Annotated in this window: 12 protein-coding genes; 8 read left to right on the plus strand and 4 right to left on the minus strand. The window is 63.0% G+C overall.

Annotated features, from left to right (window positions below):
• Nucleotide 1: 1 nt before the first annotated feature.
• Complete coding sequence (gene greB / locus BN1133_RS13085; protein WP_005356438.1) at nucleotides 2-478, minus strand: transcription elongation factor GreB; 477 nt, start codon at nucleotides 476-478, stop codon at nucleotides 2-4.
• A 141-nt stretch (nucleotides 479-619) separates the two neighbouring features.
• Here greB and BN1133_RS13090 point away from each other — a divergent pair, with 141 nt between their 5' ends.
• The 3 genes from BN1133_RS13090 (at nucleotide 620) to envZ (ending at nucleotide 4317) form a co-directional block, all read left to right on the plus strand.
• Nucleotides 620-2221 carry a mechanosensitive ion channel family protein gene (locus BN1133_RS13090; RefSeq protein WP_050666957.1) on the plus strand — a complete coding sequence of 534 codons (1602 nt, stop codon included), beginning with the start codon at nucleotides 620-622 and terminating at the stop codon, nucleotides 2219-2221.
• Between the two features lie 69 nt (nucleotides 2222-2290).
• On the plus strand, nucleotides 2291-3010 hold the full coding sequence (gene ompR / locus BN1133_RS13095) for an osmolarity response regulator transcription factor OmpR (RefSeq protein ID WP_050666958.1): 720 nt from the start codon (nucleotides 2291-2293) through the stop codon (nucleotides 3008-3010).
• Entirely contained in the window at nucleotides 3007-4317 is a 1311-nt protein-coding gene (envZ, locus tag BN1133_RS13100) for a two-component system sensor histidine kinase EnvZ (RefSeq protein ID WP_050666959.1), read from the plus strand. The genes ompR and envZ overlap by 4 nt, the downstream gene beginning before the upstream one ends.
• 57 nt (nucleotides 4318-4374) lie before the next feature.
• On the opposite strand, the gene pckA is transcribed toward envZ, so the two are convergent.
• From pckA to hslR, 3 genes are all read right to left on the minus strand, one after another.
• Nucleotides 4375-6000 carry a phosphoenolpyruvate carboxykinase (ATP) gene (gene pckA, locus BN1133_RS13105; protein ID WP_050666960.1) on the minus strand — a complete coding sequence of 542 codons (1626 nt, stop codon included), beginning with the start codon at nucleotides 5998-6000 and terminating at the stop codon, nucleotides 4375-4377.
• Nucleotides 6001-6148: 148 nt separating this feature from the next.
• Entirely contained in the window at nucleotides 6149-7030 is an 882-nt protein-coding gene (gene hslO / locus BN1133_RS13110; protein WP_050666961.1) for an Hsp33 family molecular chaperone HslO, read from the minus strand.
• Nucleotides 7031-7082: 52 nt separating this feature from the next.
• Nucleotides 7083-7481 (minus strand): ribosome-associated heat shock protein Hsp15, encoded by a 399-nt coding sequence (gene hslR / locus BN1133_RS13115; RefSeq protein WP_050666962.1) that lies wholly within the window; start codon nucleotides 7479-7481, stop codon nucleotides 7083-7085.
• A gap of 193 nt (nucleotides 7482-7674) precedes the next feature.
• Between hslR and exeC the strand changes: the two genes are divergently transcribed.
• The 5 genes from exeC (at nucleotide 7675) to exeG (ending at nucleotide 13921) form a co-directional block, all read left to right on the plus strand.
• On the plus strand, nucleotides 7675-8553 hold the full coding sequence (gene exeC, locus BN1133_RS13120; protein ID WP_050666963.1) for a GspC family type II secretion system variant ExeC: 879 nt from the start codon (nucleotides 7675-7677) through the stop codon (nucleotides 8551-8553).
• A gap of 22 nt (nucleotides 8554-8575) precedes the next feature.
• On the plus strand, nucleotides 8576-10615 hold the full coding sequence (gene exeD / locus BN1133_RS13125; RefSeq protein ID WP_050666964.1) for a GspD family T2SS secretin variant ExeD: 2040 nt from the start codon (nucleotides 8576-8578) through the stop codon (nucleotides 10613-10615).
• Entirely contained in the window at nucleotides 10612-12117 is a 1506-nt protein-coding gene (gene gspE, locus BN1133_RS13130; protein WP_050666965.1) for a type II secretion system ATPase GspE, read from the plus strand. Before exeD ends, gspE begins: the two co-directional genes overlap by 4 nt.
• Before the next feature lies 1 nt (nucleotide 12118).
• Entirely contained in the window at nucleotides 12119-13339 is a 1221-nt protein-coding gene (gene exeF / locus BN1133_RS13135; RefSeq protein WP_050666966.1) for a GspF family T2SS innner membrane protein variant ExeF, read from the plus strand.
• A gap of 150 nt (nucleotides 13340-13489) precedes the next feature.
• The gene (exeG, locus tag BN1133_RS13140; protein ID WP_050666967.1) at nucleotides 13490-13921 is read left to right on the plus strand and encodes a GspG family T2SS major pseudopilin variant ExeG; all 432 of its coding nucleotides are present in this window, start codon (nucleotides 13490-13492) and stop codon (nucleotides 13919-13921) included.
• The last annotated feature ends 1 nt before the right edge of the window (nucleotide 13922 follow it).

A 13922-nucleotide genomic window follows, 5' to 3' on the forward strand; every position in this document is an offset into this window, starting at 1 on the left:
ATCAGGGCCGGGAGTAGGTGATGGCGTTGATGTACCAGACGGCCTCACCGGCCGGGGTCTGCACCACGGCCTCGTCGTCCACCTCCTTCTTCAGGAGGGCGCGGGCCATGGGGGAGTCGATGGAGATGTAGTCCTTGCGCCCGAAGATCTCGTCATAGCCGACGATGCGAAAGTTCAGGGTGTCGCCCGCATCGTTCTCGATCTCGACCCAGGCACCGAAGAAGACCTTCCCCTCCTGGGTCGGGGAGTAATCGACGATCTTGAGATTTTCCAGGCACTTGCGCAGGTAGCGCACGCGCCGGTCGATCTCGCGCAGGCGTTTCTTGTTGTACTGGTAGTCGGCGTTCTCGCTGCGATCACCCAGGCTGGCCGCCCAAGCCACCTTGCGGGTGGTCTCGGGGCGCTCGACCCGCCACAGCTGGTCCAGCTCCTGCTTGAGGGCATTGTATCCCTCGCGGGTGATGAGTTGGCTTCGCATGGAAATGGCCTCTCCTTGTCACTTGGTCCGGGCATTCTACCCCCGGGGCGCGGTGAGGGCACCTGGGATGAGTGGCTTGCCCCCTGTTGCTCGTCGGGCGACTGTGCGATGCTCGTACGAGGACAACAGGGAGAGAGTGTCATGCGTCTGATGGTCGGGTTGTGGCTGTTGCTGGTGTCGTCTCTGCTGGGGGCGGCCGAGCCGAGAGGGGAGATGACGGGGCAGGAGCGGGAGCGCACCCTGATCCTGCTCAACGAGCCTGTGGTGATGTTTCAGGCCAGCCTCGGCAGCCTGACCCCGGAGGCCCGGGTGCGGCGGGCCAAGGGGCGTATCGCGACCCTGGAAGAGTCCGATCTCCAGGTGCCCGTCGAGGTGGAGAGCCTGCAACGGTTCGGCCAGTCGGTGCGCTTTATTAGCCTCAATGGCAAGCGGCTGGTGATGCTGGTCGAAAAGGATCTCGACGAGTCTGACGAATTGACCCTGGATCAGGCGGCCGACCGGGTGCGCGAGCGGCTCGAGAAGATGCGGTTGCAGTTTATCGAGTTGCGTTCCCCCGCCTATCTGGCCAAGGCGGCGGCCCTGGCCCTCGGCTCGGCCTTGCTGCTCGGTGCCTTCCTGCTGGTGCTGCATCGCGGTTATCGCCGTACACGCCAGTGGCTGGGCAATCGCCTGCTGATGAAACGATCCTGGTTACCGGAGAGCTGGCGTCCCCTGATCGGTCCCATCGAGTTGCGGCTGTTGGGGGCCATGGCCCTGGTGGTGGTGGTGATCGCCCTCTATCTCTGGCTCACCTATGTGCTCGGCCTCTTCCCCCACACCCGGGTCTGGAGCCAACAGCTGGGCCAATCGCTGCTGGCCCTCTGCGCCCGCCTGCTGGAGGGGGGGCTGGCCGCCCTGCCGGGGCTGGCGACCGTCCTCATCATAGTGGTGGTGACCCGCTTCTTCATTCGTCTGCTGGGGTTGCTGTTCGATCGGGTGCAGCGGGGGCAGGTGCAGATCCAGGGGCTGCATGCCGAAACGGTGGGGGCCACCCGCCGCCTGATGAACGCGGTGATCTGGCTGTTTGCCCTGACGGTGGCCTACCCCTATCTGCCCGGTGCCGACTCCGATGCCTTCAAGGGGGTGAGCGTCTTCTTCGGCCTGATGGTGACCCTGGGCTCGGCAGGGGTGATGAACCACGCCATGAGCGGCCTGGTGCTCATCTATTCCCGGGCTCTGCGCAAGGGTGACTGGGTGCGTATCGGCGAGGTCGAGGGGCAGGTGAGCGAGCTCAACGCCCTCTCCACCAAGATAGTGACCCGGGAGGAGCACGAGGTGACCCTGCCCAACGCCGTGGTGGTGGGGGGGCGCATCACCAACCTGAGCCGGCTGGCGGCGGGACGGGGGCTGCCCCTGCTGACCAGGGTGACCATAGGTTATGACACGCCCTGGCGTCAGGTGCAGGCCATGCTGGAGCTGGCGGCACGGCGCACTCCGGGGCTCAATGGTGATGAGACCCCCCTGGTACGTCAGCTCGGCCTGCTCGACTGGTATGTGGAGTACGAGCTGCAGGTGTGGGTCAACGAGGGGGAGAAGCCGGCCCTGATCCGCAGCCGTTTACACGGGGCCATCCAGGATGTCTTCAACGAGTTCGGGGTGCAGATCATGTCCCCCAACTTTGTCGCCCAGCCGCCCCAAAATCTGGTGGTTCCGAAGGCGCAGTGGTACGCGGCACCGGCGCCGGCAGAGGATAATAAACGGTAACATCTTTTCCCTTGGCGGGCGGTCATCTCCCTTCTACCATGGCCGCCAATTGTGGTGAGGAGTAACGAAATGACCCAACAGCAAAAGGTGCTGGTTGTCGATGATGATCCCAAGCTGAGAGCCCTGCTGGAACGCTATCTGAGCGAGCAGGGGTTCTGGGTGCGCGGGGTGGCGAACGGGGAGCAGGCGGATAGGCTGCTGACCCGGGAGAACTTTCATCTGATCGTGCTGGACCTGATGCTGCCCGGGGAGGATGGCCTCTCCATCTGCCGCCGCCTGCGTGAGGGGGGGAACCAGATCCCGATCCTGATGCTGACCGCCAAGGGGGACGAGGTGGATCGCATCGTCGGCCTCGAGATGGGGGCCGACGACTACCTGCCCAAGCCCTTCAACCCCCGCGAGCTGCTGGCCCGGATCCGTGCCGTGATGCGCCGTCACTCGGTGGAGCTGCCGGGCGCCCCCTCCGCCACCGAGAAGGTGGTGGAGTTCGGTGCCCACGTGCTTAACCTGGCGACCCGTGAGATGACCACGGATGGCGAGCCGGTCACCCTGACCAGCGGCGAGTTCGCCGTGCTCAAGGTGCTGGTCAGCCATCCGCGCGAGGCCCTGTCGCGCGACAAGCTGATGAATCTGGCTCGTGGTCGCGAGTACACCGCCACCGAGCGCAGCATCGACGTGCAGGTGTCGCGCCTGCGCCGTATGCTCGAGGCCGATCCGGCCCATCCCCGCTATATCCAGACCGTCTGGGGTATCGGTTATGTCTTCGTGCCTGACGGCGCGACACCATGAGGCGAGCCTCGGGTATGTTCTCCCGCCTGCTGCTGTTTCTGGCGGCGGTGCTGGTGGTCTATCAGGTGGCCTCCTACGCCATCTCCTACAACTATCTGCTGGAGCCCACGGTCAAGCAGATCAGCCACCTGCTGGCCAACCAGGTCAAGCTCATCTTCCCCATGGACCGCAACCAGCAGCCCCTGAGCGAAGATGCCGAGGCGCTGGTCTATGTGGCGACCGGCGCCGATATCTACACCCAGCGCGAGGCGGAGCGCTACGGCCTGAAGCAGGCCAGGCCCAATGCCTTCATGGAGGATCTGATCGCTCACGAGCTGGGGGGCAAGACCCGGGTCATGGTGGAGATCCAGGACTACTACATCATCTGGATCCAGCCGCCCCAGGCCAACGGAGTCTGGGTGCGCATTCCCCTCACCGAGATCGACGACGACGATATCAAGCCGCTGATGTTCTACCTCTCCATCATGCTGGTGGTCGTGCTGTTCGGGGCCTGGTGGTTTGCGCGTCAGCTGGTGCGCCCCTTGGAGAGTCTGGAAGAGGGGGCCGTCTCGGTGGGGCGTGGCCATTTCCCCGATCCCTTGCCCGAGAAGGGGTCTCGCGAGTTGCGCCGTCTCACCCGCACCTTCAACAACATGTCCTTCTCCATCAAGAGCCTGATCGAGGAGCGTAACCTGATGATGGCGGGGGTCTCCCACGATCTGCGCACTCCGCTCACCCGGATCCGGCTCGCTACCGAGATGATCTCCTCCGAGGATGAGTTCCTCAAGGAGAGCATCAACGCCGACATCGACGAGTCCAACGAGATCATCGATCAGTTTATCGACTACATCCGTCCCGACACCGGCGTGACCATGGAGCGTGTCGATCTGGCGGCCCTGGTACACGACGCCATCCTGCTGCAGGCGGATCAGGGGCTGGAGATGGATCTCGACCTGCCGAGCTGCGCCGTCCCGGTCGATTGCAATCCGGTGGGGCTGCGCCGGGTCATTAACAACCTGACCAACAATGCCTTGCGCTACGGTGCGACCCGGCTCTGGGTCGAGCTGCGCGGTGACCAGCACTGGGCCTCTTTGCGCCTGTGTGATAACGGCCCCGGTATCCCGGAGCAGGACTACCAGCGCCTGCTGCGTCCCTTTACCCAGGGGACGACGGCCCGTACCCAGAGCGGCAGCGGGCTGGGGCTGGCCATCGTGGCCAAGATCCTGGCCCATCACCATGGCTCTGTGCGCCTCGGCCGGGCCGAGCAGGGAGGGTTGATGGTGGAGTTGAGGCTCCCATGCAAGCAGCCTCTGGAGTGGGATGACTGAGGCGTCGAGCCAAAACAAAGCGGGCCAATCGGCCCGCTTTTTCATCTCGCTATCGACTTACAGCCGGGGGCCGGCGGCCACCAGGCGTTTGCCTTCGTCGTTGTCGGTGAAGCGCTCGAAGTTCTTGATGAAGCGCTCTGCCAGATCCTGCGCCTTGGCATCCCACTCCGCCTGGTTGGCGTAAGTGTCGCGCGGATCGAGGATCGCCGGATTCACATCGTGGAGCTCGGTCGGCACTTCCAGATTGAAGATCGGCAGCACCTTGGTCGGCGCCTTCTCGATAGATCCATCCAGGATGGCGTCGATGATGGCGCGGGTGTCCTTGATGGAGATACGCTTGCCGGTGCCGTTCCAGCCGGTGTTGACCAGATAGGCCTCGGCGCCGGCGGCTTCCATCCGTTTCACCAGCTCCTCACCATACTTGGTGGGGTGCAGGGTCAGGAAGGCGGCCCCGAAGCAGGAGGAGAAGGTCGGGGTCGGCTCTGTGATGCCGCGCTCGGTACCGGCCAGTTTGGCGGTGAAACCGGAGAGGAAGTGGTACTTGGTCTGTTCCTTGGTCAGCTTGGCGACCGGGGGCAGCACACCGAAGGCGTCGGCGGTCAGGAAGATCACCTTGTTGGCGTGACCCGCCTTGGAGACCGGCTTGACGATGTTGTCGATGTGATAGATGGGGTAGGAGACGCGGGTGTTCTCGGTCTTGGAGCCATCATCGAAGTCGATGGTGCCGTCGGCGGCCACGGTCACGTTCTCCAGCAGGGCGTCGCGACGGATGGCGTTGTAGATATCCGGTTCGGCTTCTTTGGAGAGCTTGATGGTCTTGGCGTAGCAGCCCCCTTCGAAGTTGAAGACGCCGTCATCATCCCAGCCGTGCTCGTCGTCACCAATCAGCTCGCGCTTGGGATCGGTGGAGAGGGTGGTCTTGCCGGTGCCGGAGAGGCCGAAGAAGATGGCCACATCGCCCTCCTGACCCACGTTGGCGGAGCAGTGCATGGAGGCGATGCCGCGCAGGGGCAGGAAGTAGTTCATCATGGAGAACATGCCCTTCTTCATCTCGCCACCGTACCAGGTGCCGCCGATGAGCTGCATACGCTCTGTCATGTTGAAGGCGACGAAGTTCTCGGAGTTGAGACCCTGCTCCTTCCATTCCGGGTTGGTGCACTTGGCACCGTTCATCACCACGAAGTCAGGCTTGAAGCTCTTCAGCTCTTCCTCACTCGGACGGATGAACATGTTCTTCACGAAGTGTGCCTGCCAGGCCACCTCGGTGATGATGCGCACGGCCAGACGGGTGTCAGGGTTGGCACCGCAGTAGCCGTCGATGACAAACAGGCGCTTGCCGGAGAGCTGCTTGGTCACCAGGGCTTTCAGATGCGACCATACTTCCGGGCTGATGGCTTTGTTATCGTTCTTGCCCTGGTCAGACCACCACACAGTATCCTGGGTAGTTGCGTCCTTGACGATATATTTATCTTTCGGGGAGCGACCGGTGAAGATGCCGGTGTTGACATTGACGGCGCCCAGCTCGGTCACTACACCGCGCTCGTAACCCTGCAGATCGGAGCGGGTCTCCTCGATGAAGAGCTGCTCGTAAGAAGGGTTGCGCACTACATCCGTCACACCATGGATGCCGTAACGTTCCAGGCCCAGTTGCTCGGCCAGGGTGGGTTCAGCCACGATTGTCATTGTGATCTCCTGGGTTCAGAGGTTTGTAGGGTTCTATCTGGCCTCCATGCTACCACCTAGGTGGTAGAAATAAGCGACGGCCATCAAACTTTATAAAATAGGGTATTTTTTTAGTTATTAAGTTAAAGGCGGGTTACCCCGCCTTTAATTAGTGTAACTTGTTTGCATCATTCACTGGAACCACATTGAACAGGGTTTCCACGTCGATGCCGTCAAAAATGTAGTGATTGCCACAGTAGTCACAGTGCATGTCGATCTGCCCCTGATCCTGAATAATCGCCACAGCCTCCTCCTTGCCGACCTGCAGCAGGGCACTCTGGCAGCGCTCGCGCGAGCAGGTGCAACGGAACTCGACCGACTGCGGGTCGAACAGGCGAACCCGGTCCTGGTTGTAGAGGCGATAGAGGATCTCCTCGGCCGGCAGGGTAAACAGCTCCTCATCCTTGATGGTCCCGGTCAACTGCACCAGATGGTCGAAGTCGGCCTCGTGATCCTCGCTCTGGGCCGGCAGGGCCTGCACCATGATGCCGGCGGCCTTGGGCTGACCCTCCACCATGCCGGTGCGGATCCAGAGGCGGGTCGGCAGCTGTTCGGACTGGGCAAAATAGGCCTCCAGGCAACCGGCCAGGGTATCGGCCGAGAGGGCGATGATCCCCTGGTAACGCTCACCCTGCTCCGGAGTGATGGTGATGACCATCTGGCCATGACCGATCAGATCCTTGAGGGCGTCGCTGGCCGGCAGATCCCCTTCGAAGCGGGCCACACCCCGCAGCTGCTGGTTGTGATCCCCGTTGATGACGGCCAGCTTGACCGGGCCGTCTCCCTGCAGTTGCACCGTGATGGAGCCTTCGAACTTGAGGGTGGCGGTGAGCAGGCTGGTGGCGACCAGCAGCTCCCCCAGCAGGCGTTGCACCTGGAGGGGATAGGCCTGGGCATCGACGATATGGCGGTAGGTCTGGTCGAGCTGTACCAGCTCGCCGCGCACTTCATACTCTTCAAACAGGTAACGATGGAGTTGGTCTTGAGTCATCTTGGTTTCCAGTGATGGGCGCAAGCCATGGGCCTGCGACAATAAAAAGGGATCAGAACTGCTTGGCCCGGATCAGCAGGCGACGCTCCTGCTTGTCGGGGCGACGCTCGGGGCTGGGGGCAAACTGGCTGCCGAGCTTGCGCGCCTCGGCGTTATCGTGGCGGCGTTTCACGCTCGCCTCTGTCTCCCGGTAGAGGAGCTGGGCCTCGGGGGCGCCACGGCGTTGGGCCGAGATGGCGATCACTTCGACTTCCCGCTCGTCCTGCCCCTGCCAGAAGCGGATCAGGGCGCCGACTTCGACCACCTTGCCCGGCTTGCTGCGCTGCCCGTTGTAATGCACCTTGCCACCTTCGATCATCTCCCGGGCCGTGCTGCGCGCCTTGTAGAAACGAGCGGCCCAGAGCCACTTGTCGAGCCGGACGGCTTCGGATTTCTCCTGTTGCAACGACATGGGATGTCCTGACGGTGAAAAATGATGCCTTATTATACCAGAGTGGGGCGGCCGGGTTGAACGCAAGGGAGAGAGGCGGCGAGTGTGATCCTCCCCCTTTTTTCGAACGAGACCCCGGTCTGGCGGTTGTATCGCCGACCAAGGCCGTACACAATGACCAGCCCGGTACATCCTAGATATTATTGATAAAACCATGAATGACCTGCTCAGGGAAGACTGGCTCCAGAAGGGATGGGAGTGGTTGTCGCGCCTGCCCTGGCGCCGCAGTTGCCAGCCCCTGTTTCTGCTGTTGCTGCTGCTGATCGCCCAGCAACTGGCCATCCTCACCTGGCGCCTTACCGGCATGATACAGCCGTACCAGGCGGCCGTCTGGCAACCTGCCGGCCAGGGGCTCTCGGGCTCATCCCGTCAGGGGGAGAGCGATCTCGGTGCCATCACCCGTCTCGCCCTCTTTGGCAAGGCCGCTCCCACCGAGGAGGCTGGTCAGGATCGTGCCATCGCCGCCGACGCCCCCCAGACCCGCCTCAACGTCCAGCTCACCGGTGTGCTGGCCAGCAGCGATCCCGCCAAATCGATTGCCATCATCGCCAATGGCGGGGTACAGAATAGTTACGGGGTCGGCGATATCATCGACGGTACCCAGGCCAAGATCCGCCAGGTCTATCCTGATCGCGTCATCATAGAGCACCAGGGGCGGGACGAGACCCTGATGCTCGATGGCGAAGAGTATGGCAAGCCGCTGCCCACCGCCCATGCGGACAACACCCTGGGTGGGGTGCGCGAAGAGCTGTTACAGAATCCCGGTAAATTGACCGATTACGTCACCATAGAGCCGGTGCGGGTGGATGGTCGCATGGCCGGTTACCGCCTCAATCCGGGCCGTGATCCCGAGCTGTTCAACCGGCTCGGGCTGCAGGCCAACGACATGGCGGTGAGTATCAATGGACTGGACTTGAAGGACACGGCGCAGGCCATGCAGGCCATGCAGCAGTTGGCAGGAGCCACCGAGATGACGGTCACCGTGGAGCGGGAAGGTCAGCTCTACGACGTTTTCGTCGGACTGTCGGAATGATGATCTGGAGTTACACCAATAAATGATTATTAAAAACAAGGCGCTACGAATTGCCTCTGTGGCCGCTGCGCTGCTGATGGCCGGTCAGGCATGGGCGGCAGAGTTCTCCGCCAGCTTCAAGAATGCGGATATTGAAGAGTTCATCAACACGGTCGGCAGAAATCTCAACAAGACCATCATCATAGAGCCCTCGGTGCGCGGCAAGATCAACGTCCGCAGCTATGACCTGCTCAATGAACAGCAGTACTACCAGTTCTTCCTGAGTGTGCTCGATGTCTATGGCTTCGCCGTGGTGCCCATGGATAACGGTGTGCTCAAGGTGGTGCGTTCTCGCGATGCCAAGACCTCGGCCATTCCTGTGGTGGATGGCACCAATCCGGGGATGGGTGACGAGATGGTGACCCGGGTGGTGCCGGTGCGCAACGTCTCGGTGCGTGAACTGGCCCCTCTGCTGCGCCAGCTCAACGACAACGCAGGCGGCGGCAACGTGGTCCATTACGATCCCTCCAATGTGCTGCTCATCACCGGCCGTGCCGCCGTGGTGAACCGCCTGGTGGAGGTGGTGCGCCGGGTCGACAAGGCGGGCAACCAGGAGGTGGACATCATCAAACTGAAGTACGCCTCGGCCGGTGAGATGGTGCGTCTGGTCACCACCCTCAACAAGGATGCCAGTGCCCAGGGAGGGGCCGGTGCCTCTGCCCTGCTCACCCCCAAGGTGGTGGCAGACGAGCGCACCAACTCCGTGGTGGTGACCGGCGAGCCCCAGGCCCGGGAGCGGATCATCCGCATGGTGCGTCAGCTGGATCAGGATCTGCAAACCCAGGGTAATACCCGGGTCTTCTACCTCAAGTATGCCAAGGCCAAGGAGATGGTGGACGTGCTCAAGGGCGTCAGCTCCAGCATCGAGGCCGAGAAGAAGGGAGGGGGCGCCGCCGCGACCGGTGGCGGGGCCAGCATAGGCGGTGGCAAGCTGGCCATCTCCGCCGACGAGGCCTCCAACTCCCTGGTCATCACGGCTCAGCCGGACGTCATGGCCGAGCTCGAGCAGGTGATCACCAAGCTCGACATCCGCCGTGCCCAGGTGCTGGTCGAGGCCATTATCGTCGAGATGCAGGATGGGGACGGCCTCAACCTCGGGGTGCAGTGGGGTAATGCCAACGGTGGTGGCACCCAGTTCACCAACACTGGCTTGCCTCTCGGCCAGGTGATCGCCGCCGGCAAGGATTACGACAAGAATGGCACCACCACCGGGCTCAGCGGCTTGATGAAAGAGTTCAACGGCATGGCCGCCGGCTTCTATCACGGGGACTGGGCCATGCTGGTGACGGCCCTCTCCTCCAACACCAAGAACGACATCCTCTCGACTCCGAGTATCGTCACTATGGACAACAAGGAGGCGTCGTTCAACGTGGGTCAGGAGGTGCCGGTGCAGACCGGCTCCCAGAGCTCTACCTCGGGTGACAACATCTTCAACACCATAGAGCGCAAGACGGTGGGTACCAAGCTGGTGGTGACCCCCCAGATCAACGAGGGGGACTCGGTGCTGCTCAACATCGAGCAGGAGGTCTCCAGCGTGGCGCAGGCCCAGGCCTCGGGCACCGCCAATCTGGGCCCCACCTTCGACACCCGTACCGTGAAGAACGCGGTGCTGGTCAAGAGCGGCGAGACCGTGGTGCTGGGGGGCCTGATGGATGACCAGACCAAGGAGCAGGTCTCCAAGGTCCCCATCCTCGGCGATATTCCCGTGCTGGGCTACCTGTTCCGCTCCACCTCCAACACGGTGAGCAAGCGTAACCTGATGGTCTTTATCCGCCCGACCATTTTGCGCGATGCCAACGTCTACTCCGGCATCTCCAGCAACAAGTACACCCTGTTCCGCGCCCAGCAGCTGGAGAATGCGGCCCAGGAGGGCTACCTCACCTCGCCGGCCCGTCAGGTGCTGCCCGAGTATGGCCAGGATGTGACCGTCTCCCCCGAGATGCGTCAGCAGATAGAGCAGATGCAGCGCCAACAGCAGAACACCGCCAGTGGGGCGCGTACCTTCCTGCAGGGTAACCAGTGATGGCGTATCAGCTCGACGACGCCGAGGCACCGGCCCCGCTGCCGGAGCTTCCCTTCGCCTTCGCCCGCCAGAATGGCGCCATCCTGACCGAGCGGGAGGGGGCGCCCTGGCTGGTGTGTCGTGCCGGCATCTCCCCCCTGAGCCTGCTTGAGGTGCGCCGGGTGGCCGGCCGCCCCTTCCAGGTGGAGCAGCTCGATGCCGAGGCGTTTGAGGAGCAGCTGATGGCCCACTATCAGCGCGACTCCTCCGAGGCGCGTCAGCTGATGGAGGATATCGGTAACGAGATGGACTTCTTCGCCCTGGCCGAAGAGCTGCCCCAGAGCGAAGACCTGCTCGATGCCGACGACGATGCCCCCATCATCCGCCTCATCAACGCCATGCTGAGCGAGGCGATCAAGGAAGAGGCATCGGACATTCACATCGAGACCTTCGAGCGCTCCCTGGTGATCCGTTTTCGCATCGATGGGGTGCTGCGGGAGATCCTGCGCCCCCATCGCAAGCTGGCCTCCTTGCTGGTGTCGCGTATCAAGGTAATGTCGCGCATGGACATCGCCGAGAAGCGGGTCCCCCAGGATGGCCGCATCTCATTGCGCATCGGCGGTCGCGCCGTCGACGTGCGGGTCTCCACCATGCCGTCGAGCTATGGCGAGCGGGTGGTGTTGCGTCTGCTCGACAAGAACACCATCCGCCTCGAGCTGGCCCAGCTCGGCATGACCCTGCGCAACCGCAACATCATCAGCGAGCTCATCAGAAAGCCCCACGGCATCATACTGGTGACCGGTCCGACCGGCTCGGGCAAGTCGACCACCCTCTATGCGGCGCTCTCGGAGATCAACTCCCGGGATCGCAACATCCTGACCGTGGAAGACCCTATCGAATATGACCTCGAGGGGGTCGGTCAGACCCAGGTCAACACCAAGGTCGACATGACCTTCGCCCGCGGCCTGCGCGCCATCCTGCGTCAGGATCCGGACGTGGTGATGGTGGGGGAAATCCGTGACCTTGAGACTGCCCAGATCGCCGTGCAGGCCTCCCTGACCGGTCACCTGGTGATGTCGACTCTGCACACCAACACCGCCATCGGCGCCATCACCCGGATGCGCGACATGGGGATCGAGCCCTTCCTGCTCTCCTCATCCTTGTTGGCGGTGCTGGCCCAGCGCCTGGTGCGTACCCTCTGCCCCGACTGTCGGGAGTCCCACCCCATCACAGCCCACGAGCGGGAGCTGATGGGGCTGCGCGACGACGAGGGGGAGACCGTCTGGCGCGCCGTCGGCTGCGAGCTGTGCAACCACACCGGTTATCGCGGCCGGACCGGCATCCACGAACTGGTGGTGATCGACGAGCCGGTGCGCGAGGCGATCCACAACGCCAGCGGTGAGCTGGCCATCGAGCGCCTCATTCGTCACCACACTCCCAGCATCCGCCGGGATGGCATCGACAAGGTGCTGACCGGGCAGACCAGCCTGGAAGAGGTGCTGCGCGTGACCCGGGAAGATTAAGATGGCAGCGTTCGAGTACAAGGCCCTCGATGCCAGGGGACGTAACAAGAGCGGCGTGCTGGAGGGAGACTCCGCCCGCCAGGTGCGCCAGCAGCTGCGTGAGCAGGGGCTCACTCCCCTCGAGGTGAGCGAGACCACCGAGAAGGCCAAGCGTGAGGCGACCCGCTTCGTGCTGTTTCGCCGCGGTGCCTCGACCTCCGAGCTGGCCCTCATCACCCGCCAGCTGGCGACCCTGGTGGCGGCGGCCATGCCCATCGAAGAGGCGCTCAAGGCCGTGGCCCAGCAGTGCGAGAAGGCCCACCTGCGCAGCATGGTGGCGACGGTGCGCAGTCGGGTGGTCGAGGGTTACTCGCTGGCCGACTCGCTCGCCACCTTCCCCCACGTCTTCGATCAGCTGTTTCGCTCCATGGTGGCGGCGGGGGAGCGCTCCGGTCATCTGGAGAAGGTGCTCAACCGTCTGGCCGACTACACGGAGCAGCGCCAGCACATGCGCACCAAGCTGCTGCAGGCGATGATCTATCCCATCGTCCTCACCTGTGTGGCCATCGGCGTCATCTCCATTCTGCTCACCGCCGTGGTGCCCAAGGTGGTGGCCCAATTTGAACACATGGGCCAGCAACTGCCCGGCACCACCCGCTTTCTCATCGGGGCCAGCGAGCTGCTGCAGCACTATGGCCTCTGGTTTCTGCTCGCCATCATGCTCGGTGGCATGGGGTGGCGCTGGTGGCTCAAGGATGCCGCCCGGCGTCGCCGCTGGCACGGCGTGCTGCTGCGCCTGCCGGTGATAGGCCGGGTCAGCCGCGGTCTCAACACGGCGCGCTTCGCCCGCACCCTGAGCATCCTCAACGCCAGCGCCGTGCCGCTGCTGGAGGGGATGCGCATCGCCGGTGAGGTGCTCTCCAACGACTTCGCCCGGACCCGCATCCTGGAGGCGACCGAGCGGGTGCGCGAGGGGACCAGCCTGCGGGCCTCCCTCGAAGAGACCCGGATCTTCCCCCCCATGATGCTGCACATGATCGCCTCGGGGGAGCGCAGCGGCGAGCTCGACAGCATGCTCGAGCGGGCCGCCGACAACCAGGATCGGGAGTTCGAAACCCAGGTCAACATCGCCCTCGGGGTGTTCGAGCCCATGCTGGTGGTCTCCATGGCGGGGGTGGTGCTCTTTATCGTCATGTCGATCCTGCAGCCGATCCTCGAGCTCAACAACATGGTGAATCTGTAGGTGAGGGTGTCCAAATACGCTTCGCTATTCGAACCTGCAGACTTAATCGAGCCCGTAGGTCCGATTCGCCGACAGGCGTCATCGAGCGATCGCGGTTTAACAATTCATCGTTGATGGTTCATGCCATCTCATTTCGTTAGGGAGTCAGTCATGCAAAAACGTCGTCAACGGGGTTTCACCCTGCTGGAAGTCATGGTGGTCATCGTGATCCTCGGGATCCTCGCCAGCCTGGTGGTGCCCAACCTGATGGGTAACAAGGAGAAGGCGGATCAGCAGAAGGCGGTCTCCGACATAGTCGCGCTGGAAAATGCCCTCGACATGTACAAGCTCGACAACAACCGCTACCCGACCACGGAGCAGGGCCTGGAAGCCCTGGTCACCAAGCCGACCATCGAGCCGGAGCCGCGCAGCTACCGTGACGGGGGTTACATCAAGCGCCTGCCGCAAGACCCCTGGGGCAACCCCTACCAGCTGCTGAGCCCGGGCCAGAACGGCAAGATCGACATCTTCTCCATGGGACTGGATGGAGAAGCCGGCACCGAAGATGACATCGGCAACTGGAACCTGAAGGACTTCCAGTAAG

This window comes from Aeromonas schubertii, assembly GCF_000820105.1.
Classification (GTDB): domain Bacteria; phylum Pseudomonadota; class Gammaproteobacteria; order Enterobacterales; family Aeromonadaceae; genus Aeromonas; species Aeromonas schubertii.

What these genes read in the sequence shown, in the direction of transcription:
- greB (WP_005356438.1), bottom strand. Translation starts at nt 478, where the DNA reads ATGCGAAGCCAACTCATCACCCGCGAGGGATACAATGCCCTCAAGCAG.
- BN1133_RS13090 (WP_050666957.1), top strand. Translation starts at nt 620, where the DNA reads ATGCGTCTGATGGTCGGGTTGTGGCTGTTGCTGGTGTCGTCTCTGCTG.
- ompR (WP_050666958.1), top strand. Translation starts at nt 2,291, where the DNA reads ATGACCCAACAGCAAAAGGTGCTGGTTGTCGATGATGATCCCAAGCTG.
- envZ (WP_050666959.1), top strand. Translation starts at nt 3,007, where the DNA reads ATGAGGCGAGCCTCGGGTATGTTCTCCCGCCTGCTGCTGTTTCTGGCG.
- pckA (WP_050666960.1), bottom strand. Translation starts at nt 6,000, where the DNA reads ATGACAATCGTGGCTGAACCCACCCTGGCCGAGCAACTGGGCCTGGAA.
- hslO (WP_050666961.1), bottom strand. Translation starts at nt 7,030, where the DNA reads ATGACTCAAGACCAACTCCATCGTTACCTGTTTGAAGAGTATGAAGTG.
- hslR (WP_050666962.1), bottom strand. Translation starts at nt 7,481, where the DNA reads ATGTCGTTGCAACAGGAGAAATCCGAAGCCGTCCGGCTCGACAAGTGG.
- exeC (WP_050666963.1), top strand. Translation starts at nt 7,675, where the DNA reads ATGAATGACCTGCTCAGGGAAGACTGGCTCCAGAAGGGATGGGAGTGG.
- exeD (WP_050666964.1), top strand. Translation starts at nt 8,576, where the DNA reads ATGATTATTAAAAACAAGGCGCTACGAATTGCCTCTGTGGCCGCTGCG.
- exeF (WP_050666966.1), top strand. Translation starts at nt 12,119, where the DNA reads ATGGCAGCGTTCGAGTACAAGGCCCTCGATGCCAGGGGACGTAACAAG.
- exeG (WP_050666967.1), top strand. Translation starts at nt 13,490, where the DNA reads ATGCAAAAACGTCGTCAACGGGGTTTCACCCTGCTGGAAGTCATGGTG.